Origin of the sequence: Luteibacter sp. CQ10, assembly GCF_040900725.1 — a bacterium.
In the GTDB taxonomy this organism is placed as follows: Bacteria; Pseudomonadota; Gammaproteobacteria; order Xanthomonadales; family Rhodanobacteraceae; genus Luteibacter.
Window position 1 is genome coordinate 145,764 of the sequence record NZ_JAEUYM010000001.1, and the last position, 20,312, is coordinate 166,075.

Here is a 20,312-nt window from a genome sequence, read left to right on the forward strand (position 1 = left end):
GCCGATCGTATCGGCGAAGGGCCTCACCAGCGCCCGATGAGGTGCTGCACGCCGAGGCTGGTCAGCGCCACCGCGGCCCACACGCCCAGCCCCAGCAGGATCGGCCGGTGCCCCGTCTGCGCCATCTTCCGCAGGTTCGCCGACAGGCCGATGGCGGTCAGCGCCACGACGATCAGGCACTCGGCGACGAAGTGGATCGCCGGCAACGCCGGCGCGGGCACGAGTCCCGCCGTGCGTATCGCCGAGGCGACCAGGAACCACAGGATGAACCACGGGAAGATCTTCGCGACGCTGAAATTCGCCGCGCCGCCGCGCTTCTCTCGCAAGGCGACGATGAAAGCGATCATCAGGCAGATCGGGATGATCAGCGTGGCACGGGTGAGCTTGACGATGGTGGCGTAGTCGCCGGCCGCGTGGCTGTATGCGTACCCGGCGGCCACGACGGACGAGGTGTCGTTGATGGCCGTGCCCGCCCACAGGCCGAAGCCGAGGTCGGACAGGCCCAGCCAGTGGCCCAGCGCGGGAAACGTGAGCACGGCCACGAGGTTGAACAGGAAGATGGTGGAAATGGCGAAGGCGGTATCGTGGTCGTCGGCCTTCACGATGGGCACGACCGCGGCGATGGCCGAACCGCCGCAGATCGCCGTGCCGATGCCGACCAGCAGCTTCAGCATGTTGCGCACGCGCAGGAGCTTGCCGAGGATCAAGGCCGAGAGGCCGGCGGCCACCACCGTCGCCAGCGTGACCGAAAGCGATTCGGCACCGGTCTTGGCCACCTGGGTGATGCTCAAGCCAAACCCCAGCGCGATGATCGACCACTGCAGCACCTGCTTGGAGGCGAACTGGATGCCGGGCAGGAAGCGCGCGGGCGGCGGCAGGAACTGGCGTACGAGAATGCCCAGGACGATGCCGAATACGGCGCCGCCGACCAGGGGCATCAAGCGGCCGAGACCGAACGCCATCGCCGCCACGGCAACGGCCAGGGCCATGCCGGGAAGGCGGGAGTGGCTGGGTGGGATAGCGGTGGACACGGGGCGATCCTCATTGGGAATGACCTATTGTCCCGACCTGCACCATATAAGCATATTGAAAATGACTTATTTGAGATATAAGTCTTTCTTATGCATGCCGTGAGCCCCCGCCAACTCGATGTCTTCGTGACCATCGCCATCGCCGGCAGCGTGCGTGCCGCCGCCGAGCGGCTGTACCTGAGCCAGCCGGCGGCGTCGATGGCGCTGGCCGAACTCGAACGCCAGATCGGCGCCCCGCTCTTCGACCGGGAGCGCGGCCGCCTGCGCCTGAACGACCGGGGCCGCGACCTGTTGCCTCTGGCAAGGGAGCTGATCGAGCGTCACGCGGAATTCGGCCGTCGGGCGCAGGGCGGCGCGGCGGAGCTCGCCGGCGAGATCGGCGTGGGTGCGAGCAACACGGTCGGCAATTACCTCGTCGGCGACCTCCTGGGCCCGTTCGCGGAAGCATCGCCCGGGGTATCGTTACGCCTGGGCGTGGCGAACACCGCGCGCATCGCCCAGGGCGTGCTCGACCACGATTTCGACGTGGGCTGCGTGGAGGGACCGGTAACGCATCCGGCGCTGGAGTCGCGTCCGTGGCGCGACGATCGCCTCGTCGTCTGCGCGCGTCCGGGGCACCCGCTGGCAAGCCACAGGCGGCTCAGGCGCGAGGACTTCGCCGGCGAGCGGTGGGTGCTGCGAGAACGCGGTTCGGCCACGCGCGCGCTGACCGAACGCGCGCTCGCCGAATTGCCCGAAGGTCGCACGGTGCTCGAGCTGGATCAGTCCGAGGCGATCAAACAGGCGGTGATCGCCGGACTGGGCATCGCCTGCCTGCCCGCGGTGGCGGTGGCCGATGCGGTACAGACGGGGCGCCTGGCGATCCTGCCCACGCCGTTCCTCGACCTGAAGCGCACGCTGTCGTTGCTCGTGCATCGGCAGCGTTACCGGGGTGCGGTGCTCGAAGCGTTTCTCGCGACGATCGTGGCGGCGAAGAAGCCGTAGCGAGGGTTTCGTTTCCTCGGGCGCAACGCGCTGGGTTCCTGCGTGCGCAGGAACGACATGAGGTTGTTTGCCGATGACGATGCATCTCGTATCTCGTCGTTTCCGCGCACGCGGGAACCCAGCGCCGCGCGCATGGATGAGCGTCGGGGACACGTCGGATTTCCATGCCACCAAAGAAAAACGCCGCGGAATCCGCGGCGTTTTTCTTCAGGCAACGAAGCGGCCGATTACCAGATCTTCACCTGCTTGTCGCCCGATCGCACCATCTTCGCGCCCGGCTTGCACTGGAACGCCGTGGCGAAGGCTTCCATGTTCGACGGCGCACCGATCGCGCGCAGCGAGGCCGGAGCGTGCGGGTCGACGTTGAGGTAGAGCATCGCCTGCTTCTCGCGGATGCTGCCGCGCCACACGCGTGCCCAGTTGAGGAAGAAACGCTGGTCCTGCGTGTAGCCGTCGATCTTGCTCTGGGCTTCCTGCGGGTTCTTCTTCAGGGCTTCCTGGAGGGCGTCGTAGGCCACGGCGGTGCCGCCCAGGTCGGCGATGTTCTCGCCCAGCGTGAGCTTGCCGTTGACGTGCAGGTCCGGGTGGTCCTTGAGCGGTGCGTACTCGTTGAACTGCGCCACGAGCTTGCCGGTGCGCTCGTCGAACTTGGCGCGGTCTTCCTTCGTCCACCAGTTCTTGTTGTTGCCCTCGCCGTCGAACTGGCTGCCCTCGTCGTCGAAGCCGTGGCTGGCTTCGTGGCCGATCACCGCGCCGATGCCGCCGTAGTTGATGGCGTCGTCGCCGTTGGCGTCGAAGAACGGCGGCTGCAGGATGGCGGCCGGGAAGTTGATGGTGTTGTCGGTCGGGTTGTAATAGGCGTTGACCGTCTGCGGGGTCATGCCCCAATCCTTGCGGTCGGTCGGCTTGCCGATCTTGGCGATGTCGTAGTGGTAGTTGAACTTCGAGGCGGCTTCGACGTTACCGAAGTAGTTGTCGCCCGAGACCTCCAGGCCCGACCAGTCGCGCCACTTGTCCGGATAGCCGATCTTGGGCAGGAAGGTATCCCACTTGGCGATGGCCTTCTGCTTGGTCTCGTCGCTCATCCAGTCGAGCTTCTCGATGCGCGCCTTCAGGGCGTTGCGCACGTTGGTCACCAGCTCGTTGGCGCGCTCCTTCGCTTCGGGCTTGAACACCTTGGCGACGTAGAGCTGGCCCAGGGCCTCGCCCATCGAGCCGTTGACCGAACCCAGCACGCGCTTCCAGCGCGGCTTCTGCTGCGGCTGGCCGGCGAGGGTCTTGCCGTAGAAGTCGAACTTGTTGTCCTGGAAGTTCTTCGACAGGTAAGGCGACGCGCTGTCGATGGCGTGGAAGCGCAGGTAGGCCTGCCACGTGGACACCGGCGTGGACGCCAGCATCTTGTCGAACTCCTTGAAGAACTTCGGCTGCGACAGCGAGAAGCCCTTGTCGACCGTCACGCCCTGGGCGGCGAAGAACTTCTCCCAGCTGAAGTGCGGCGTGGCTTTGTCGGCCTCGGCCACGGTGACGAAGTGGTACTGGTTTTCCGGCGTGCGCAGTTCCACCGGCGCGAGCGAGGCGGCGGCGAGCTGGGTTTCGAACTTCATCACCAGGTCGGCCTGCTTGGCCGCGTCGGCCTCGGGCACGCCGCCCAGTTCGAGGGTCTTGGTGATGTAGGCCACATAGGCCTTGCGATTGTCGGCCTGCTTCGGATCGGTGTAGTAATCCTTGGTCGGCAGGCCCAGGCCGTCCTGGTTCGCGTAGCCGATCTGCATCTTCGCGTCCTGGAAGTCGGCGCCGGAGCCGAACGAGAACACGTAGCCGTTGCCTTCGTTGAAGCTCGTATCGAGGAAATCGGCGATGTCGGCCGACGACTTGAGGGCGTCGATCTTGGCCAGCTCCGGCTTCAACGGGTCGAGGCCGGCCTTCTCGATGGCGTCCTCGTTCATGCCCGAACGGTAGAGCAGGCCGATCTTCTGCTCGATGGAACCGGCCTTGGCGGCATCCGCACCCTTGTCGGCGGCATCGACGATGTCGTGCTGCGTGTTGAGGCTGTTCTCAGCGAGCTGGTCGAAGGCGCCCCAGCGGGTACGGTCGTCGGGGATCGGGTTGGCGGCCACCCACTTGGCGTTCACGAAGCCGTTGAAGTCGTCGCACGCATCGATGCCGGTGTCGAGCTCGGCCACGTTGAACGTGGGGCCGGCGGGCTTGGCGGCCGCGGCGGTGCTGGCCGCGGCGGGCGCGCTGCCGGCGGCGGGCGGGTTGGCGGCGGGTGCGGCGGTGCCGGCGTCATCGTGCTTGCTGCACGCGGTGCCCACGAGCGCGATGCTCAGGGCCAGTGCGAGCGGCTTCAGGTACGGCTTGGTCATGGATGTCCCTCAGGTGTGGTCATGCTTGGCGGCTGGCACCTCCCCGGCACCGGCGAACCCCGAGGATAACCCCCTCCAAAGGGGGATGGGGTGGCATGTGACGGAAGTCATGCATGGCGGCGTTCCGTGACGAGCGTCAAAGGACGCGCATGCGACGCGCCGAATCCGGCGCCAAGGCGCCCGTTGTCCTCCAAGTGTCATCCTCGGGAATTAGCCTCGGGGAAGCCGCATGACAGGGGATGCGGGCCAAGCCAATCGGTAGTACCCGTCCGAACCGAGGAGCCATCGTCATGCGCAAGTTACTGGCCGCAGGCATCGCCTGCGTGCTCACCCTGTCCGCCGCCTCCATCGCGGCGCAACAACTCGCCCCCACCGACCAGCAGGGCGCGCTGGGCCTCTTCCCGGGCCACGGCGGCACCCGCACGGCCACGCCGATCAAGCATCTGGTGGTGATCTTCCAGGAAAACGTTTCCTTCGATCATTACTTCGGCACCTATCCGTTCGCGCAGAACGGACGCGGCGAGCCGGCGTTCTACGCCCGCCCGTTCACGCCGAACGTCAACGGGCTGGACCGCCACCTGCTGACGAAGAACCCCACCACGAAGAACGCCGGCAACGGCGACGCCGCGATCAACCCGTTCCGCCTGAGCCGCGCGCAGGCCGCCACGGCCGACCAGGACCACGGCTATACCGCCGAGCAACGCGCCTTCGACGGCGGCAGGATGGACCTGTTCCCGAAATACACGGGCCGCGGCGAGACGCTGCCGGGCGGCGATGCCTCGCAGAACGGCCAGGGCCAGGTGATGGGCTACTACGACGGCAACACCGTCACCGCGCTGTGGAACTACGCGCAGTATTTCGCGATGAGCGACAACAGCTACAACACCACGTTCGGCCCGTCGTCACCGGGCGCCGTCAACCTGATCTCCGGCCAGACCAACGGCGTGATCGACACGCTCAACGGTACCGGTGCCGAGACCGACGACGGCAACGGCGGCCTGACGATGATCGGCGATCCGGACCCCATCGGCGACGTGTGCTCGTCGCCCACCGCCAACCAGGCGACCCTGGGTGGCCGCAACATCGGCAACCTGCTCAACGACCGTGGCATCACCTGGGGCTGGTTCCAGGGCGGCTTCGACCTCACCCGCACCAATCCCGACGGCAGCACCGGTTGCGCGCGCCGCACGCTCTCGCAGGTGACCCACAGCACCTCGAACGACTACAGCCCGCACCACCAACCGTTCCAGTACTACCCCTCCACGGCCAACCCGACCCACGCGCGTCCGACCTCGGTGGCGATGATCGGCAAGACCGACCAGGCCAACCATCAGTACGACATCGACGATTTCTACGACGCGCTGGACAACGGCACCATGCCGGCGGTGAGCTTCCTCAAGGCCCCGGCCTACCAGGACGGCCACGCCGGTTATTCCGATCCGATCGACGAGCAGGCGTTCGTGGTGCACGTGATCAACGCGTTGCAGCAGAGCGGCGAATGGCGCGACACCGCCGTGGTGATCGCCTACGACGACTCCGACGGCTGGTACGACCACCAGGAATCCCCGCACGTGTACGGCTCGACCGGCAGCACCGATGCGCTCAGCGGCGACGGCGTCTGCAAGGGGCGCGACACCCTGCCGGGCCTCGACGGCAAGACGCCGGCGCAGGGGCGTTGCGGCTTCGGTCCGCGCCTGCCGCTGCTGGTGGTGTCGCCGTGGGCGCGCGAGAACTTCGTCGACCATGGCGTTACCGACCAGAGCTCGATCACCCGCTTCATCGAGGACAACTGGCTCGACGGCAAGCGCATCGGCGGCGGCTCGACCGACGCCCACGCGGGCAGCCTCAACGGCATGTTCGATTTCTTCCTGCCGCGCCTGTTCGACCGTCGCCTCATCCTCGACGAGTCCACGGGCCAGCCGAAGAAGAACGCGGGTTGGCCGTGGCCGTTCGGAACCGGGCATGGTTGATCGCCGCCGCTTCCTGAAGGGGGCGGGGTTCATGGCCGCGGCGGGATGCCTCCCGCCGCGGCTTCTCGCGCACGACATGCATGCGATGAAACCCGCCGCGGCGGGGCAGGTGGGCAACGACCTGTGCATGCACGCCATGGGCGACACGACGAAGATGCCGGGGCTGGTCGACCCCGCGAAGCTCACGCCCTTCGTCGACGCCTTGCCGCTGCCGCCGGTTCGACGCCCCGCCGCCGGCGACACGCTGCGCGTGCGCATGGCCCGCAGCTCGCAGAAACTGCATCGTGACCTGCCGCCCACCGAACTGTGGACCTACGACGGCCATTATCCCGGCCCCACCATCGAGGCGCGCACGGGCACGCCGTTCGACGTGGTGTGGGAGAACGCGTTGCCCACGACGCATTTCCTTCCGGTGGATCACGCCATCTGCGGCGCCGAGGAAGACAAGCCCCAGGTGCGCGCCATCGTGCACCTGCATGGCGCCAAGGTTCCGCATGCCGACGACGGCTATCCGGAAGACTGGTACGTACCGGGAACATCGCGCCGGCATCGGTATCCGAACGCGCAGGACGCGGCCACGCTCTGGTATCACGACCACGCGATGGGCATCAATCGGCTCAACATGTACGCCGGCCTGATGGGACTCTACCTGTTGCGCGACGGGCACGAGCTGTCCCTCGGCCTGCCGTCGGGCGAGTTCGAGCTGCCGCTGGTGTTCGCCGATCGCCTGCTGCATGCGGACGGACGGCTCTACTACCCGGATTCCGGCGACGCCAGGGCGCCATGGGTGCCGGAGGTCTTCGGTAACCTCACCTTGGTCAACGGTGCGATCCTGCCGCGTGCCGACGTGCAGCCGCGGCGTTATCGCCTGCGCGTGCTCAACGCGGCCAACGGCCGCTTCTACCACCTGCGTTTCCGCGACGGGCGCCCGTTCCAGGTGATCGGCGCCGACCAGGGCCTGCTCGCCGCGCCCGCGACGATGCGCTCGATCTTTCTCGCCCCGGGTGAGCGCGCGGACATCGTGGTGGACTTCGCCGCGTCGAAAGGCACGGCCGTCGAGCTGATGAACGACGCTTTGCCGCTGATGCGTTTCGCCGTGGGCCCGGGGCCGGTGCGTGACGACAGTCGCGTGCCCGAGGTCTTGCGCGAGCTGCCGCGGTTCACCGAGCGCAGCGCGTCGAAGGCGCGCGAGCTGACGCTGGACGAATACAGCGATTGCGTGGCCACGCCGATGCTGATGCTGCTCAACGGAAAGCGTTGGCACGACCCGGTGACCGAGACGGTAAAGCTCGGCAGCACCGAGATGTGGAACCTGGTGAACCTCACCGAGGATACGCATCCGATCCACCTGCACCTGGTTCGCTTCCAGATCCTCGATCGGCGTCCGTACGACGTGGACGAGTACATGGAGAAGAAGACCCTCCGCTACGTCGGTCCCGCGCAGGTGCCGCCGCCGCACGAACGCGGCTGGAAGGACGTGGTGCAGGCCTATCCGGGCATGGTGACGCGCATCGTGGCCACGTTCGACGGGTATGCGGGGCGTTATGCGTGGCATTGCCATCTTGCCGAACACGAGGCGAACGAGATGATGCGGCCCTTCGAGGTGGTGGCGTGAGGCGTGTGGCCAGGTCGGGCGCCTCGCCCTGGGTTCCCGCGCGCGCAGGAACGACGGACTACACGCTTTACCGCCCCCTCCTGATCACCTCACGTCGTTCCTGCGCACGCAGGAACCCAGCGCCCTGAGTCCGGTGATGGCCGAAGTGCCTATCGCAGCTTCTCCAGCGCCGCCGCATCCAGCCTCACCACCGGATAATCCCCCACCTTCTGGGCCGTATACCAGGGGCTGCGTTCGAAGAAGAACGCCAACCGGGCACGCGGACTCGCGGCGAACGCCGCGTCGCTCTTCAACCTGGCATCGAACTCGCCCTGCAACGCCGGATTCTCCGCGATCATCTTGCGCGCGAGCGCCTCGACCACACGCGGCTCACCGTATTCCTTCGGCTCGAAGATCGCATCGAGGTAACCCCAGCGGAGCATCGAATCCGGCGCGCGCGCATCGAGCAGGTTGAGCGCGAGCACCGCGTCGGCGTTGTCGGCGCGCACGATCACCGTTCCCGCCGGCAGCTCGACGTCTTCCGTCGACGACGCGATGTCGACGTCCTTGAGCATGTGGTGGCCTTCGAAGGGTTTCTCGGCCCATTGCGGGTGCGTCAGCACGTCGTGGGTCACCGTCACGCGCGCGGCCGCCTTGGTGCGCGTATAGGGAATGCCGTGCGCGTCGAGGCGATCGATGAGCGTCGTCCACTGCGCCGGGATCGCCCAGGCCGAGGGGATCGGCGCGGCCACGTCGGGCAGGAGTCCGATCCAGCTCTGGATCGCATAGTCCTTTTTCACCTTCGGGTCGTAACGCACCCAGGTATCGCCGGAGATGTCGCTCTTCGTCTGCGTGAACGCGTAGCCCTTCAGCGTCACCGGCTTCGGCACGGGGTCTTCCTTGAACGTGACCGGCAGCGCGGTGCCCGATCGCGACGCGGCCCAGGCGTCGGCGTCCGTCGAGGCGCGGAGCAGGGCGGCCGGGTCCGCGTTCACGTGGGCCATCACGCTGCGCACCACGTCGTAGGTGCCGCGCACGCGCACCTCGTAAGGCTTGAGCATGTGCGTTTCGATCAGCAGTCCCGCCCGATTGCGTACCGCCGCATAGCCGGTGGAGAAGCGCGGGCCGGAGCCGAAGTTGGCGATGCCCTTGGTGATGTCCCGCCCGTCCTTGAATTCGAGGTACTCCGAGGCGAGATGGCCGAGCTTTTCGTAACGCGGCATGACGTCGCCTTCGTACGCCGCTTTTTGCCACGCCTCGATCGAGGGCGGCAGCTTGTGCGAATCCTCGGCATACCAGGTGAGGTCGTACTGGTAATCGGCACCGTCGGTGGTGTGGATGTCGATCAGCAGGTCGGGCTTCCACGTGTTCCAGAGCGTCAGCCATGCGCGGGTTTCGGGTGCGTCGGCCTTGACGTAGTCGCGATTGAGGTTGAGGTACTGCGACTGGCCGCGGAAACCCATCTCCGCCGGGCCGTTCTGGTTGATGCGGAAATACGGACCGGTATTCTCGTGGCCGTCCACGCTATACACGGGGATGTAGACCAGCACGGCGTGGTCGAGCAGGTGCGGCAGGCGGCCGGTCACGGCGAAGTCGCGCAACAGCATGAGGCCCGCATCCTTGCCTTCGATCTCGCCCGGGTGGATGCCGGCCTGGAGCAGCACGACGGGCTTGCCGGCGGCATGGGCGCGTTCGGGCGTGAGATCGCCGTCCTTCGCCGCGATCACCACGGTCATGGGCCGGCCTTCCGGCGTGGTGCCGAAGGTCTCCACGCGCAGCACGCCGGGCGCGGCATCGGCGAGGCGATGCAGGTAGGCCAGCGTATCGGCATAGGACGGCGTGGTGCGGAAGTGGGACGCCTCGGCGGGAGTGATCCAGCTGTCTTTCGCGTGGAGCGCCAGGGGGGCGGCGCAGGCGAGGGCGAGAAGGAGACGGGCGGGAAGCATCGCGGTCATGGTGCGGTCCGGCGGGATATTCCCGTCATTGTGTGATTTTTTCGTCCCGGCGGCGAATCATGGAGGAAAGGAGAGGGTATGACCGACGATCGGCGACAACGCTGCGGGATCCTGTTACGCGAACACCGCGCGATCCTGTTCAAGGTGGCGGCGGTGTACGCGCACGACGCGGAAGACCGGCACGACCTCGCGCAGGAAATCGCCTTGCAGGTGTGGCGATCGTTCGCGTCGTACGACGCCTCGCGGCCGTTTTCCACGTGGATGTACCGCGTGGCGCTCAACGTGGGCCTGTCGCATGCGCGGCGCCGCAGCGAGCGTACGCAGCCGCTGGACGATGCCCTGGCCGATACCCTCGGCGGTGGCACGCCCATCGACGAGCCCGACGAGCGGGTGGCCTGGCTCATGCGAGCCATCGGTGCCCTGCCGCCTTTGGACCGCGCGCTGGTGATGCTGCACCTCGATGAATTGTCCTACGCCGAGATCGCTTCGGTGCTAGGCATTGCCGAATCCAACGTCGGCACCCGTTTGAACCGCATCAAGCAACGATGGAGGCATACATGGAACTCGACGAACTGAAAATCGGTTGGAAGGCCCTGGAACGGCGCGTGGCGGCGCTGGAAGTGCAGGTTCCGGCGAGGGGCGTCGGTCCCGTGCATGCGGAACTGCGACCGCTGGTGGTGGGGCAATCGGTGCAGATGGTCTTCGGCATCGCGCTGGCGATGGCCGCGGGGGCGTTCTGGTTCGACCATCGCGACGCGCCCGGCCCGCTGGTGGCGGGCCTGCTCCTGCACCTTTACGGCATCGCGATGATCGTGGCGGCGGCGCGCAACCTCGTGCTGGTGGCCCGCGCCCGGGCCTCGGCGCCCCTGCTCGAACTGCAGGCCCGGGTGGCGGCGCTGCGGGCCTGGCGCATCCGTGAGGGGCGCTGGTTCGGCGTGGTGGGGTGTTTCATGTGGGTGCCGATGATCGTCTGGGCGTTCGGCCTGGCGGGCGTCGACATCGTGGCGGTGCGGCCGGGCTACGTGGGGTGGAACCTGCTGACCGCGGTGGCATGCCTCGCCGCCTACCTCGTGGTGAGGCGGCTGGGAAAGGTGCCGGAAGGCGCGTCGGTGAGGCGGGCCAGGGAGCGCCTGGCCGAGGTGGAGCGATTTGCGCGCGGGGAGTGAGCCGTCGCCCCAGCGTGCGTGTACAGGAGCGACGCAGGTTCCGCCGTTTCTAAGCGCCCGCTAAGCTGGCCCTAAGGATAATCGTTCCACCTCCCGGACAGGCCACGCCCTTGCACATCATCCTCGTCGAAGACGATGCCCAGCTCGGCGACGCCATTCGCCGGGCGCTGGAGCGGTTGGCCTACACCATCAGCTGGTTTCGCGACGGCAACCAGGCGCTGGCCGCCCTGCGCGACCACGACGCCGACCTGGTGCTGCTCGACCTCGGCCTGCCGGGTAAGGACGGCTTCGACGTGCTGACCGAGGCACGGCGGCTGCGGGTCGACACGCCGGTGATCGTCATGTCGGCGCGCGACCAGCTCGACGCCCGCATCCGCGCGCTCGACGCCGGTGCCGACGATTACCTCGTCAAGCCCTTCCACCTCGACGAACTCGCCGCCCGCATCCGTTCGCTGGCGCGCCGCGCGCGCGGTGCGGCGGTGAACCGCCTGGAAGCCGGCGCGCTTTCGCTCGACCTGGGCACCTTCGAGGTGACCTGGCACGGCGAAAACGTGGAACTGACCCGCCGCGAGTTCGCGTTGTTGCAGGCGTTGATGGAGCGCACGGGACGCATCGTCCGTCGCGAGTCGCTGGAAACCTCGCTTTACGGACCGGATACCGTGATGAGCACCAGCGCGCTGGAGGTGCTGGTGCATTCGCTGCGACGCAAACTCAGTGCGGGCGCGATCCAGACGGTACGCGGATTCGGCTACATGGTGCCGCGGGAACCGACGTGAAGCCGGCGAGCCTGCGCAAGCGGTTAACGTGGCTGATCGTGCTGGTGCTGGCCGCCGTGCTGTTGCCGCTGGGCGTGCTGAGCGCGCAGCGCACGCAGGAAGAAGTGGACGAACTTTCCGACGGCCGTCTCGCCCAGGCCGCGCGCACGCTGGAGGTGCTGGTGGGACGCATCGGCGTGGAGCAGTTGCGCACGCAACGCGGCGCGCGGCTGCTGGTGCCGAGCTTCTCCAACCATCCCCAGGAAGTGACCGTGCAGGGTCGCACTTTCGAGTCGGAGGTGGGTTTCCAGGTGTTCGACAGCGACGGCACCGTGCTGCTCGCCACCGAAAACCTGTCCGACGTGCCGCACACGCATGCGCCGGACGGGGCGTTCGAAGACATCAGCAGCGGAAAGCACGAATGGCGCGTGTTCACCTTGATCATGGAAGACCAGGGCATCGTCATTCGCGCGGGAGAGCGCTACGACAGCCGGCACGAGATCACGCGCGCCTTGTGGATCGAACACGGCCTTCCCACCCTGATCGGACTGCCCTTGCTCGCCCTGCTCGTGGGCTGGGCGATTCGCCGCGGCCTGGCCCCGCTCAAGATGCTCGAGCGCGCGCTGTCACGACGCGAGCCGGGCAGTCACGAGCCGATCCATCTCGCCGATGCCCCCAGCGAACTGGAACCGGTGCTGGCCGCGCTGAACGAGCAGATCGACCGCCTCGAACGCGCGCTCGACCGCGAGCGACGTTTCAGCGCCGACGTGGCGCATGAACTGCGCACGCCGTTGGCGTCGACGATGATCAACCTGGAAGACGCGATGGCGTCCGCGCGTCCTGACGACACGCAGACCGCGCTCGAGGCCGCGCGCGAATGCCTGGTGTCGCTGGCGCGTCGCACGGAGCAGTTGCTGGCCCTGGCGCGCCTCGAGGCGGGCGTCGCGTCGGGGCCGCGCGCCCGGGTGGACCTGGGCGAACTGGTGCAGGAAACCATCGACGAGCTGTCGCCGGTGATCGAGGGCGGCGGCGTGGAACTGGGCATCCGCGATCTTCACGAGCACGTATACGTCGAAGGTTATGCCGTGGCCCTCGGCGCGCTGCTGCGCAACCTGCTGGAAAACGCCTTCCGCCACGTACCGCGCGGCGGCCACGTGGAGTTGTCCGTCACCGAGGTCGACGGTGTCGCCGTGATGGAAGTGGTGGACGACGGTCCCGGCATTCCCGTCGAGCGCCGGACAGCGATGTTCTCGCGTTTCGAGCGAGGCGTGGACACGCAAGGCGGCTATGGGCTGGGCCTGTCCATCGTACAGCGCGCCGCCGAACTGCACGGCGCGACGGTGGAACTGCTCGATCGCGAGGGGGGCACGGGGCTGCGCGCCGTGGTCCGCATCCCCCTCGCGTCGTAACGCTTACAGCGGCTTCGCGATCAGGCCGATCAGGTCCTTGCCTTCACCGCGCACGAGGTGCGGATACTTCAGGCCACCGTGGTAATCCACGGCGATGTGGCGATAGTCGTCCACGTCCTTCACCAGGAAGTCGATGGGCGCCGTGCCGTTCTTCGCATCGGTGATCGCGTCTTTCAGGCCCTTGGTGCTGAAGTCCTTGCCGTTGACGGCAACGATGGTCACGCCGGGCACGAGGCCGGCCTTGGCGGCCACGCCGTCCCACTGCGCATCCTGGATCTCACCCTTGTCGGTGACCACGACGCCGAGCGAATAGGCCAGGCTCACCGCCTTGCGGGTCTTCTCGCCGGTCTTCATGAACGGCGTGGGCTTGTCGTCGTAGACGAGCTTCCAGCCGCCACCCTCGATGCCTTTCTCGGGCAGGCCGTCGCCGGTGGCGTCCAGCCGCTGGCGCAGGAAGCTCTTCCAGTCGTACGGCTGGATGCCGTTGAGCGTGTTCACCACGTCGTCGAACGTGTAGGTCTTCGGCGTGTAGCTGCCGCTGTCCATGCCGTAGAAGGCGCGCGCGAATTCGTCCAGCGTGTGCTTGCCGCCGGAAAGGGTGCGGATCTTCGTGTCGACGTCGAGCCAGAGCATCTGGCCTTCGGGGTAGTAGTCGGAGCTGCGACGGTAGTTGACCCAGCCGCGGGTACCCCGCGAGGCGAGCGGGATGCCGTCGGCCGTGTCCTGCAGCGAACGCCATGAGCGGCCCGTGCGCGCGGTCATGTCGGCGGCGATGCTCGCCAGCGAGTCGCGCCACTGGTCGGTCGTCCAGATGCCCGAGCGCGCGGTGAGTACGCCGGCCCAGTAGTCGGTGAGGCCTTCGTATACCCACAGCAGGTCGTCCTGCATCGGCTCGGTAAAGGTCGGCGTCCACAGGTCGGCGGGGCGGCGGAACTTGCCGTTCCAGGAGTGCACGTATTCGTGCGGCAGCAGCGTGCCGGCGGCCACGTTCACGTCGGCATCGGTGAGAAAGTTGGCGAAGAGGCGATCGTCGCTGGACTGGTGATGCTCCAGGCCGAAATGCCCTGTGTGATCGGAGAGCACCAGCAGGAAATCGTAGTGGCCGTAGTGGTGCGCGTTGAACAGCTTGTTGGCCTGGACCACGAGGGAACGCTGCTTTGCGATCTGCGCGTCGGTGGCCTTGATGCTGTCGGCGTTCTCGCCCGCGATGTCCAGGTGCACGGGCACCGATTGGCCCGGTGCGAGGTCGATGCGGTTGAAGTACTTCCCGGTGAGCACGGGCGAATCGACAAGGTTCTCGAAGCTCACCGGCTTGAAGCGCACGGTGTCGCCGTCCTGGCCCGCGGTTTCCAGGGCGCTGGCGAATTTCCATCCGCCGGGGAGTTTCACGCTCGGGTCGACGGTGATCCTGCTGACGTAGTGGCCGGCGGGATAGAAGGCCACTTCGTTGAACGAAAGGGGGATGTAGTTCGGCGTGGCCGGGGCGAGGTATTCGAAGGAGAGGTCGAGCTTGCTGACGCCTTCGGGCACGTCGACGTGGAAGGCATACATCTCCTTGAGGTCGCGACGCCAGGGAATCCGTTTGCCGTTGCCGGTGACGATGAAGCCCGCCACGTTGGACAACGGACCGTCAGGGCCGTGATAGCCCGGGAGCCATTTCGGGTAGTAGAGCACCACGTGCCCCGCATGGACAGGAATGCTCTCGCGCACGTGGAAGATGTGGCGCTGCTGGTCGGAGAGATCCACCTGCAGGGAGAGGTTGCCCTCGTAGGGCTGGTCGACGGCGACCGGCAGCTCCTGCGCCCAGGCGCCGGAGGAGGTGACGACGGCGATGGCCGAGGCGAGGGTGGCACGGCGGAGCAAGGGACGCATGGCTCGTATTCCGGCGGGTGGGATGACCACCGATGGTAGGAGCCCCACCGGGGCGAACCTGTGCCAGAGGTCATGGCCGTTTGAAACGGGGGGCTACGCCGCCGTATGGCGGCTGGATAGCATGGGCCGATGAAAGCAAAAGCCCTCCGCCGCATCCTCAACCTGTGGCCGCCGTTCCTGTTCGCCGGCATCCACGTGGAAACGCTCGACGATTACCGCCACGCCCGGGTAAAGCTCAAGCTCGCCTGGTACAACCGCAATTACGTGCGGGTGCATTTCGGTGGCAGCCTGTTCTCCATGACCGATCCGTTCTGGATGATCATGGTGCTGAAGTGCCTGGGCGACGATTACGTCGTCTGGGACCAGGCGGGGGAGATCCGCTTCGTGTCACCGGGGCGGGAAGACGTCTTCGCCGAATTCCATGTCGACGACGCCGTGCTCGACGAGATCCGCGCGGCGACGGCGGGCGGCGAGAAATGCCTGCGGTGGTTCGAGACGGAAGTGCGTACGGCCTCGGGCGAGGTGGTGGCCGTGGTGCGCAAGCAGCTTTACGTGAGGCGAAAGCGGCGCTGACCGTGGCTCCTGCGAAAGCAGGAGCCCAGCGCCGCTCCGTCGCTACGCAGAAGCGGTGGGCCGGGCCTCGCGAAAACCGGATTCGTCGCACTGGGCTCCTGCGTGCGCAGGAGCGACGGTGAGGGTCAGAACAGCAACGACGCCATCTTGCGGCGATACGTGCCCACCAGTTCCGCGTCGTCGAGCGTCGCGAAGGCGGCGAGCAGGCGTTTCTTCGCTTGGCCGTCGTTCCAGTCGCGCTGCCGCTTGAGCACGTCGAGGAACTGGTCGAGGCCGGCGGCCTCGTCGCCTTCGATGAGCAGGCGCACGCCGAGGAGGTCGCGCGCTTCCCAGTCGGCGTCGTTCGCCTGCACGCGCTGGCGCAGTTCTTCGATACCCGGCGCGCCGGCCAGTGCACGGGCCAGTTCGAGCTGGCTGCGCAGGCGCACGGCGCGGGCGTCGGTCGCGAGGTTGGCGGGCAGGGCGTCCAGTTCGGCCTGCGCCGGCTCGACGCGGCCGGCGCGCATCAGCGCCAGGGCGAGGTCGAGCTTGAGCTCGGCGCGATCCGGCTCGGCGGCGATGGCCTGCTGGATGCGGTTGATGGCGTCCTCGGGGGATTCCACGGCGGCGGGGGCCTCCGCGGCGGGCTCGCCGGCTTCGCGCGGCTGGATCCCGTTGCGCGCGAGGAATTCCCGCACCTGGCCCTCCGGCAACGCGCCGGTGAAGCCGTCGGCGATGCCGCCGCCGGACACCAGCATCACCGTCGGAATGCTGCGCACCTGGAATGCCGCGGCGATCTGCTGCTCGGCGTCGACGTCGACCTTGGCCAGGCGGAACGCGCCGTTGTATTCGACGGCCAGCTTCTCGAGGATCGGGCCAAGGGATTTACAGGGCCCGCACCATTCCGCCCACAGGTCGACCAGGATGGGGGTCTGCATGGAGGCCTGGACGACATCGTTCTCGAAGCCGGCCGTGGTCGCGTCGAAAATGTGTTCGCTGGTGCTCTGGGCGCTGCTCACGGAATGCTCCTGGAGGGTGGGACCGATCGTCCGAAGATCGGGGGAACCCGGCAGCATATCAAGGTCCGGAGACCGCCCGTCATGCGCCGTTTACCCTGATTTGCGATCATGTGCCACCGGGCCGGTGTGGCCCAGCGCACCGGAACGCATGGACAAGGCTCCCTCCCTGATCGTCTGCGAACACTGCGATACCGTGTACCAGCGGCAACCCCTCGCCCGTGGCGAGGTCGCCCGGTGCGCCGTTTGCGATGCCGTGCTGGAGCGCCACCAGTGGCTCGGCGTGGACGCGCAGTTCGCCCTGGTGCTCACCGGCCTCATCGTCTTCGTGATCGCCAACGTCTCGCCCATCGTCAGCCTGAGCCTTTCCGGCATGACGGCCGACACGACCCTCTGGGGCGCCGTCATCGCCATGTGGAACGATGGCGCCCAGATCGTGGCCGTGCTCACGGCGCTCACCCTGTTCTTCTTCCCCCTGGCGCAGATCCTGATGCACGGCTGGGTGCTGTGGTTCGCCCGCTCCGGGCTGCGGGCGCCGGGATTCCGCCAGGCCATGTCCGCGCTGGTACGGGTCAAGCCCTGGAGCATGATCGAGGTGTTCATGCTCGGCGTGCTGGTATCGGTGGTGAAGGCACATACGTATTTCGACGTGGTGCCCGGGGCCGGCATCTGGGCATTCGGCGTGCTCACCGTGCTGGTCACGGTGTTCGCCAGCCACGATCCGCGCAACCTCTGGGACGTGACCCGGGAGATCCGCACGTGAGCGAGCTGCCAAGGGCGCGTGAACTGGGCATGATGGGTTGCCACGTGTGCCGCCTGGTCACGACCTATACCGACGATCCCAAGGCGCGCTGCCCGCGCTGCCACAGCCCCTTGCACGTGCGCAAGCATGCGAGCCTGGCGCGGTCGTGGGCACTGCTGATCACCGCGGCCATTTTCTACATCCCGGCCAACGCGTTTCCGATCATGCGAACGCAGAGCCTGTTCGACAAGGACGACAACACGATCCTGAGCGGCATCGTGGAGCTGTGGCGGGCCGGGTCGCCCGACCTGGCCATCATCGTCTTCACGGCGAGCATCGTGGTCCCCGTGCTCAAATTCCTCATCCTGGGCTACCTGCTGGTGTCGGTGCAGCGGGCGAGCGAGTGGGGCGCGCGACGGCGCGCGAAGCTCTACCGGTTCGTGGAACTGGTGGGCTATTGGTCGATGCTCGACGTCTTCGTCGTCGCGATCCTCTCCGCGCTGGTCCATTTCAAGGTGCTGTCCCGCGTCGAGCCGCTGCCCGGCGTGGTGTATTTCGGCATGGTCGTCGTATTCACGATGCTGGCGGCCATGAGTTTCGACCCCAGGCTGATCTGGGACAAAAGGAAATCTCGATGAGCGACACCAAACAGGGGAACCCGCAGGACGACGGCGAGCTGCCGCGGCCCGAAGTGCGCCGCTCGAAGCTCGGCCTGTCACTGATCTGGCTGGTGCCGATCGTGGCGGCGCTGGTGGGCGTCTCGCTGCTGGTCAGCCACATCCGTTCGGCGGGGCCGCACATCGGCGTCACCTTCCTCACCGCCGAAGGCATCGAGGTGGGCAAGACGCAGGTGAAATACAAGAACGTGGTGATCGGCAAGGTCACCAACATGCGCCTGTCCAAGGATCGCAGCCACGTCTCGGTGGCGATCGACCTCAACAAGGACGCCAGCGCCTTCGCCACCAAGGGCACGCGCTACTGGGTCGTCCGGCCGCGCGTCGGGGCCGGCGGCGTGTCGGGCATCGATACGTTGCTGTCGGGGGCCTTCATCGGTGCCGATGCCGGCGATTCGGACGAGGAGCAGACCGATTTCACGGGCCTGGAAACGCCGCCCGCGGTCACCCACGGCGCACCCGGCCGGCGCTTCATGCTGCATGCCGACGACCTGGGCTCGCTCGACATCGGTTCGCCCGTCTACTACCGCCGCATCCAGGTGGGCCGGATCGTGTCGTACGAGCTGGACAAGGACGGCAAGGGTGTCTCCCTGCAGCTCTTCGTCGACGGCCCCAACGACCGCTTCGTGTCGAAGGACACGCGCTTCTGGAACGCCAGCGGCGTGGATGTGTCGCTGGGCGCCGACGGCCTGAAGATGAACACCCAGTCGCTGGCGACGGTGATCGCCGGCGGCGTCGCCTTCCAGGATCCCCGCGGGCCGCACGACGAGAGCCCTGCGCCGGAAATGACCTCCTTCACCCTGTTCAACGACCAGACCACGGCGCTCGCGCCGCCCGACGGCAAGCCGCACTACATCCGCATGCGCTTCGAGCATTCGTTGCGCGGCCTCAACGTCGACGCGCCGGTGGAACTGCTCGGGATGAAGGTGGGGCACGTGGTGTCGGTCACCCTCGACTACGATCCGCAGACCAAGAAGTTCCCGGTGATCGTCGGCGCCGTGATCTACCCGCAGCGCCTGGGCAAGGCGCACGAGAAGCTCTTGAAGGCGGCGGGTGGCGACGAGGACAGCGCGTTCCCGAAGATCACCCAGGGCCTCGTGTCCCACGGCCTGCGTGCGCAGGCGCGCAGCGGCAACCTGCTCACGGGGCAGCTCTACATCGCGCTCGACTTCGATCCGAAGGCGCCGAAGGTGGCCTTCGATCCCAATGCCAAGCCGCTGGAGATACCGACCGTGGCGGGCGATTTCGACCACCTGCAGGAGCAGATATCCAGCATCGTCGACAAGGTGGAGAAGATTCCCTTCGACTCCATCGGCAAGAACCTCGACGGCAGCCTGAAGGAGCTCAACGGCACGCTGAAGCAGGTCAACACCGATCTGCTGCCCGAAGCCAAGAAGACCCTCCAGGGCGTGAACGCCACCGTGGGCACGGCCAACGACGCCCTGTCGGAGAACTCGCCGTTGCGGCAGAACATCACCAACACCCTCGAGGAACTGCAACGCACGGTGCGTTCGGTGCGGGCGTTCACCGACTATCTCGGCCGCCATCCCGAGGCGCTGCTGCGTGGCCGCGGCGCCGACGCGCCCGCCCCGGTTCCCTCGACCTCCAAGCAGGGCAAGGAAGTACAGCCATGAACCCCATCCTCCGCCTCACCGGGTCCGCCGCCCTGCTGGCCCTCGCCGGCTGCTCGTCGGCGCCGACCCATTTCCATACGCTGGTTCCGCCGGCAACCTCCCCGGCGACCGCCTCGGCCGCCTTCGTGATCGACGTGCAGCCGGTCAACGTACCGCCGCAGGTCGACCAGCCGGCCATGGTGCTGCGTCACGGCGCCAGCGGGGTGTCGGTGATGGATGGCGAGCGCTGGGCCTCCTCGCTCGGCGACGAGATCCGCGGCGCGCTGGCGGCCGATCTGTCGGCGCGCCTGGGCACCCACGACGTGCACGGCCTGCCGCTGGGCAAGGACACCGCCGTGGTGCGCGTGCAGGTGGACATGCGCCGCTTCGACTCCGAGCTGGGCGGCAACGCCACCTTGGAGGCCGCCTGGTCGGTGCGTGGGGCGAAGGCCTCGGCCGACTGCGCCTCGCACGTGACCCAACCTGCCGGGGGGACTTACGACAGCCTGGTGGCGGCGCACCAGCAGGCCTTGGGCCAACTGGCCGATGGGATCGCCGGGGTGGTGCGTTCGGTCGCGGCCGGGCAGTCCCCGGCCTGCAGGTAACCCTATTC

The 20,312-nt window shown here is 67.3% G+C and carries 17 protein-coding genes; 12 read left to right on the plus strand and 5 right to left on the minus strand.

Annotation, left to right across the window (positions count from 1 at the left end):
- Positions 1 to 23: 23 nt before the first annotated feature.
- Entirely contained in the window at positions 24 to 989 is a 966-nt protein-coding gene (locus tag JNG39_RS00730) for a YeiH family protein (RefSeq protein WP_368310787.1), read from the minus strand.
- Positions 990 to 1,121: 132 nt separating this feature from the next.
- Here JNG39_RS00730 and JNG39_RS00735 point away from each other — a divergent pair, with 132 nt between their 5' ends.
- Positions 1,122 to 2,015, plus strand: coding sequence for a LysR substrate-binding domain-containing protein (locus JNG39_RS00735; protein ID WP_368309092.1), 894 nt, complete (start codon positions 1,122 to 1,124; stop codon positions 2,013 to 2,015).
- 227 nt (positions 2,016 to 2,242) lie between these two features.
- On the opposite strand, the gene JNG39_RS00740 is transcribed toward JNG39_RS00735, so the two are convergent.
- Positions 2,243 to 4,381 carry a M13 family metallopeptidase gene (locus tag JNG39_RS00740; RefSeq protein WP_368309094.1) on the minus strand — a complete coding sequence of 713 codons (2,139 nt, stop codon included), beginning with the start codon at positions 4,379 to 4,381 and terminating at the stop codon, positions 2,243 to 2,245.
- Positions 4,382 to 4,671: 290 nt separating this feature from the next.
- On the opposite strand from JNG39_RS00740, the gene JNG39_RS00745 reads away from it, so the two are divergent.
- Together JNG39_RS00745 and JNG39_RS00750 are read left to right on the plus strand one after the other, a co-directional pair.
- The gene (locus JNG39_RS00745) at positions 4,672 to 6,351 is read left to right on the plus strand and encodes a phospholipase C (protein WP_368309095.1); all 1,680 of its coding nucleotides are present in this window, start codon (positions 4,672 to 4,674) and stop codon (positions 6,349 to 6,351) included.
- Positions 6,344 to 7,966, plus strand: coding sequence for a multicopper oxidase family protein (locus tag JNG39_RS00750; RefSeq protein ID WP_368309096.1), 1,623 nt, complete (start codon positions 6,344 to 6,346; stop codon positions 7,964 to 7,966). The genes JNG39_RS00745 and JNG39_RS00750 overlap by 8 nt, the downstream gene beginning before the upstream one ends.
- A 149-nt stretch (positions 7,967 to 8,115) precedes the next feature.
- On the opposite strand, the gene JNG39_RS00755 is transcribed toward JNG39_RS00750, so the two are convergent.
- A complete protein-coding gene (locus JNG39_RS00755) occupies positions 8,116 to 9,900 on the minus strand; it encodes a M14 family metallopeptidase (protein WP_368309097.1) in 1,785 nt (594 codons plus the stop codon).
- Between the two features lie 78 nt (positions 9,901 to 9,978).
- Here JNG39_RS00755 and JNG39_RS00760 point away from each other — a divergent pair, with 78 nt between their 5' ends.
- From JNG39_RS00760 to JNG39_RS00775, 4 genes are all read left to right on the plus strand, one after another.
- Positions 9,979 to 10,476: an RNA polymerase sigma factor gene (locus JNG39_RS00760; protein WP_368309098.1), complete on the plus strand. Its 498-nt coding sequence runs from the start codon at positions 9,979 to 9,981 to the stop codon at positions 10,474 to 10,476.
- On the plus strand, positions 10,458 to 11,066 hold the full coding sequence (locus tag JNG39_RS00765) for a hypothetical protein (protein ID WP_368309099.1): 609 nt from the start codon (positions 10,458 to 10,460) through the stop codon (positions 11,064 to 11,066). The genes JNG39_RS00760 and JNG39_RS00765 overlap by 19 nt, the downstream gene beginning before the upstream one ends.
- Before the next feature lie 110 nt (positions 11,067 to 11,176).
- Positions 11,177 to 11,842 (plus strand): response regulator, encoded by a 666-nt coding sequence (locus JNG39_RS00770; protein ID WP_368309100.1) that lies wholly within the window; start codon positions 11,177 to 11,179, stop codon positions 11,840 to 11,842.
- A complete protein-coding gene (locus JNG39_RS00775; RefSeq protein WP_368309102.1) occupies positions 11,839 to 13,230 on the plus strand; it encodes a sensor histidine kinase in 1,392 nt (463 codons plus the stop codon). The genes JNG39_RS00770 and JNG39_RS00775 overlap by 4 nt, the downstream gene beginning before the upstream one ends.
- A gap of 3 nt (positions 13,231 to 13,233) precedes the next feature.
- Here the strand turns inward: JNG39_RS00775 and JNG39_RS00780 are convergent, their stop codons facing one another.
- On the minus strand, positions 13,234 to 15,102 hold the full coding sequence (locus JNG39_RS00780; RefSeq protein ID WP_368309103.1) for a M61 family metallopeptidase: 1,869 nt from the start codon (positions 15,100 to 15,102) through the stop codon (positions 13,234 to 13,236).
- 129 nt (positions 15,103 to 15,231) lie between these two features.
- On the opposite strand from JNG39_RS00780, the gene JNG39_RS00785 reads away from it, so the two are divergent.
- Positions 15,232 to 15,675 (plus strand): DUF4442 domain-containing protein, encoded by a 444-nt coding sequence (locus JNG39_RS00785; RefSeq protein WP_368309104.1) that lies wholly within the window; start codon positions 15,232 to 15,234, stop codon positions 15,673 to 15,675.
- Between the two features lie 125 nt (positions 15,676 to 15,800).
- Here JNG39_RS00785 and JNG39_RS00790 read toward each other — a convergent pair whose 3' ends face one another.
- Complete coding sequence (locus JNG39_RS00790) at positions 15,801 to 16,673, minus strand: tetratricopeptide repeat protein (protein ID WP_368309105.1); 873 nt, start codon at positions 16,671 to 16,673, stop codon at positions 15,801 to 15,803.
- Between the two features lie 148 nt (positions 16,674 to 16,821).
- Between JNG39_RS00790 and JNG39_RS00795 the strand changes: the two genes are divergently transcribed.
- From JNG39_RS00795 to JNG39_RS00810, 4 genes are read left to right on the plus strand one after another with little or no spacing between them, the layout of a single operon-like run.
- Positions 16,822 to 17,433, plus strand: coding sequence for a paraquat-inducible protein A (locus JNG39_RS00795; RefSeq protein ID WP_368309106.1), 612 nt, complete (start codon positions 16,822 to 16,824; stop codon positions 17,431 to 17,433).
- Positions 17,430 to 18,050 carry a paraquat-inducible protein A gene (locus tag JNG39_RS00800; protein ID WP_368309108.1) on the plus strand — a complete coding sequence of 207 codons (621 nt, stop codon included), beginning with the start codon at positions 17,430 to 17,432 and terminating at the stop codon, positions 18,048 to 18,050. The genes JNG39_RS00795 and JNG39_RS00800 overlap by 4 nt, the downstream gene beginning before the upstream one ends.
- Entirely contained in the window at positions 18,047 to 19,720 is a 1,674-nt protein-coding gene (locus JNG39_RS00805; protein WP_368309109.1) for an intermembrane transport protein PqiB, read from the plus strand. The genes JNG39_RS00800 and JNG39_RS00805 overlap by 4 nt, the downstream gene beginning before the upstream one ends.
- Positions 19,717 to 20,304 (plus strand): membrane integrity-associated transporter subunit PqiC, encoded by a 588-nt coding sequence (locus JNG39_RS00810; protein ID WP_368309110.1) that lies wholly within the window; start codon positions 19,717 to 19,719, stop codon positions 20,302 to 20,304. Before JNG39_RS00805 ends, JNG39_RS00810 begins: the two co-directional genes overlap by 4 nt.
- Positions 20,305 to 20,312: the final 8 nt, after the last annotated feature.

What these genes read in the sequence shown, in the direction of transcription:
- JNG39_RS00730 (WP_368310787.1), bottom strand. Translation starts at nt 989, where the DNA reads ATGGCCCTGGCCGTTGCCGTGGCGGCGATGGCGTTCGGTCTCGGCCGC.
- JNG39_RS00735 (WP_368309092.1), top strand. Translation starts at nt 1,122, where the DNA reads ATGCATGCCGTGAGCCCCCGCCAACTCGATGTCTTCGTGACCATCGCC.
- JNG39_RS00740 (WP_368309094.1), bottom strand. Translation starts at nt 4,381, where the DNA reads ATGACCAAGCCGTACCTGAAGCCGCTCGCACTGGCCCTGAGCATCGCG.
- JNG39_RS00745 (WP_368309095.1), top strand. Translation starts at nt 4,672, where the DNA reads ATGCGCAAGTTACTGGCCGCAGGCATCGCCTGCGTGCTCACCCTGTCC.
- JNG39_RS00750 (WP_368309096.1), top strand. Translation starts at nt 6,344, where the DNA reads ATGGTTGATCGCCGCCGCTTCCTGAAGGGGGCGGGGTTCATGGCCGCG.
- JNG39_RS00755 (WP_368309097.1), bottom strand. Translation starts at nt 9,900, where the DNA reads ATGACCGCGATGCTTCCCGCCCGTCTCCTTCTCGCCCTCGCCTGCGCC.
- JNG39_RS00760 (WP_368309098.1), top strand. Translation starts at nt 9,979, where the DNA reads ATGACCGACGATCGGCGACAACGCTGCGGGATCCTGTTACGCGAACAC.
- JNG39_RS00765 (WP_368309099.1), top strand. Translation starts at nt 10,458, where the DNA reads ATGGAACTCGACGAACTGAAAATCGGTTGGAAGGCCCTGGAACGGCGC.
- JNG39_RS00780 (WP_368309103.1), bottom strand. Translation starts at nt 15,102, where the DNA reads ATGCGTCCCTTGCTCCGCCGTGCCACCCTCGCCTCGGCCATCGCCGTC.
- JNG39_RS00785 (WP_368309104.1), top strand. Translation starts at nt 15,232, where the DNA reads ATGAAAGCAAAAGCCCTCCGCCGCATCCTCAACCTGTGGCCGCCGTTC.
- JNG39_RS00795 (WP_368309106.1), top strand. Translation starts at nt 16,822, where the DNA reads ATGGACAAGGCTCCCTCCCTGATCGTCTGCGAACACTGCGATACCGTG.
- JNG39_RS00805 (WP_368309109.1), top strand. Translation starts at nt 18,047, where the DNA reads ATGAGCGACACCAAACAGGGGAACCCGCAGGACGACGGCGAGCTGCCG.
- JNG39_RS00810 (WP_368309110.1), top strand. Translation starts at nt 19,717, where the DNA reads ATGAACCCCATCCTCCGCCTCACCGGGTCCGCCGCCCTGCTGGCCCTC.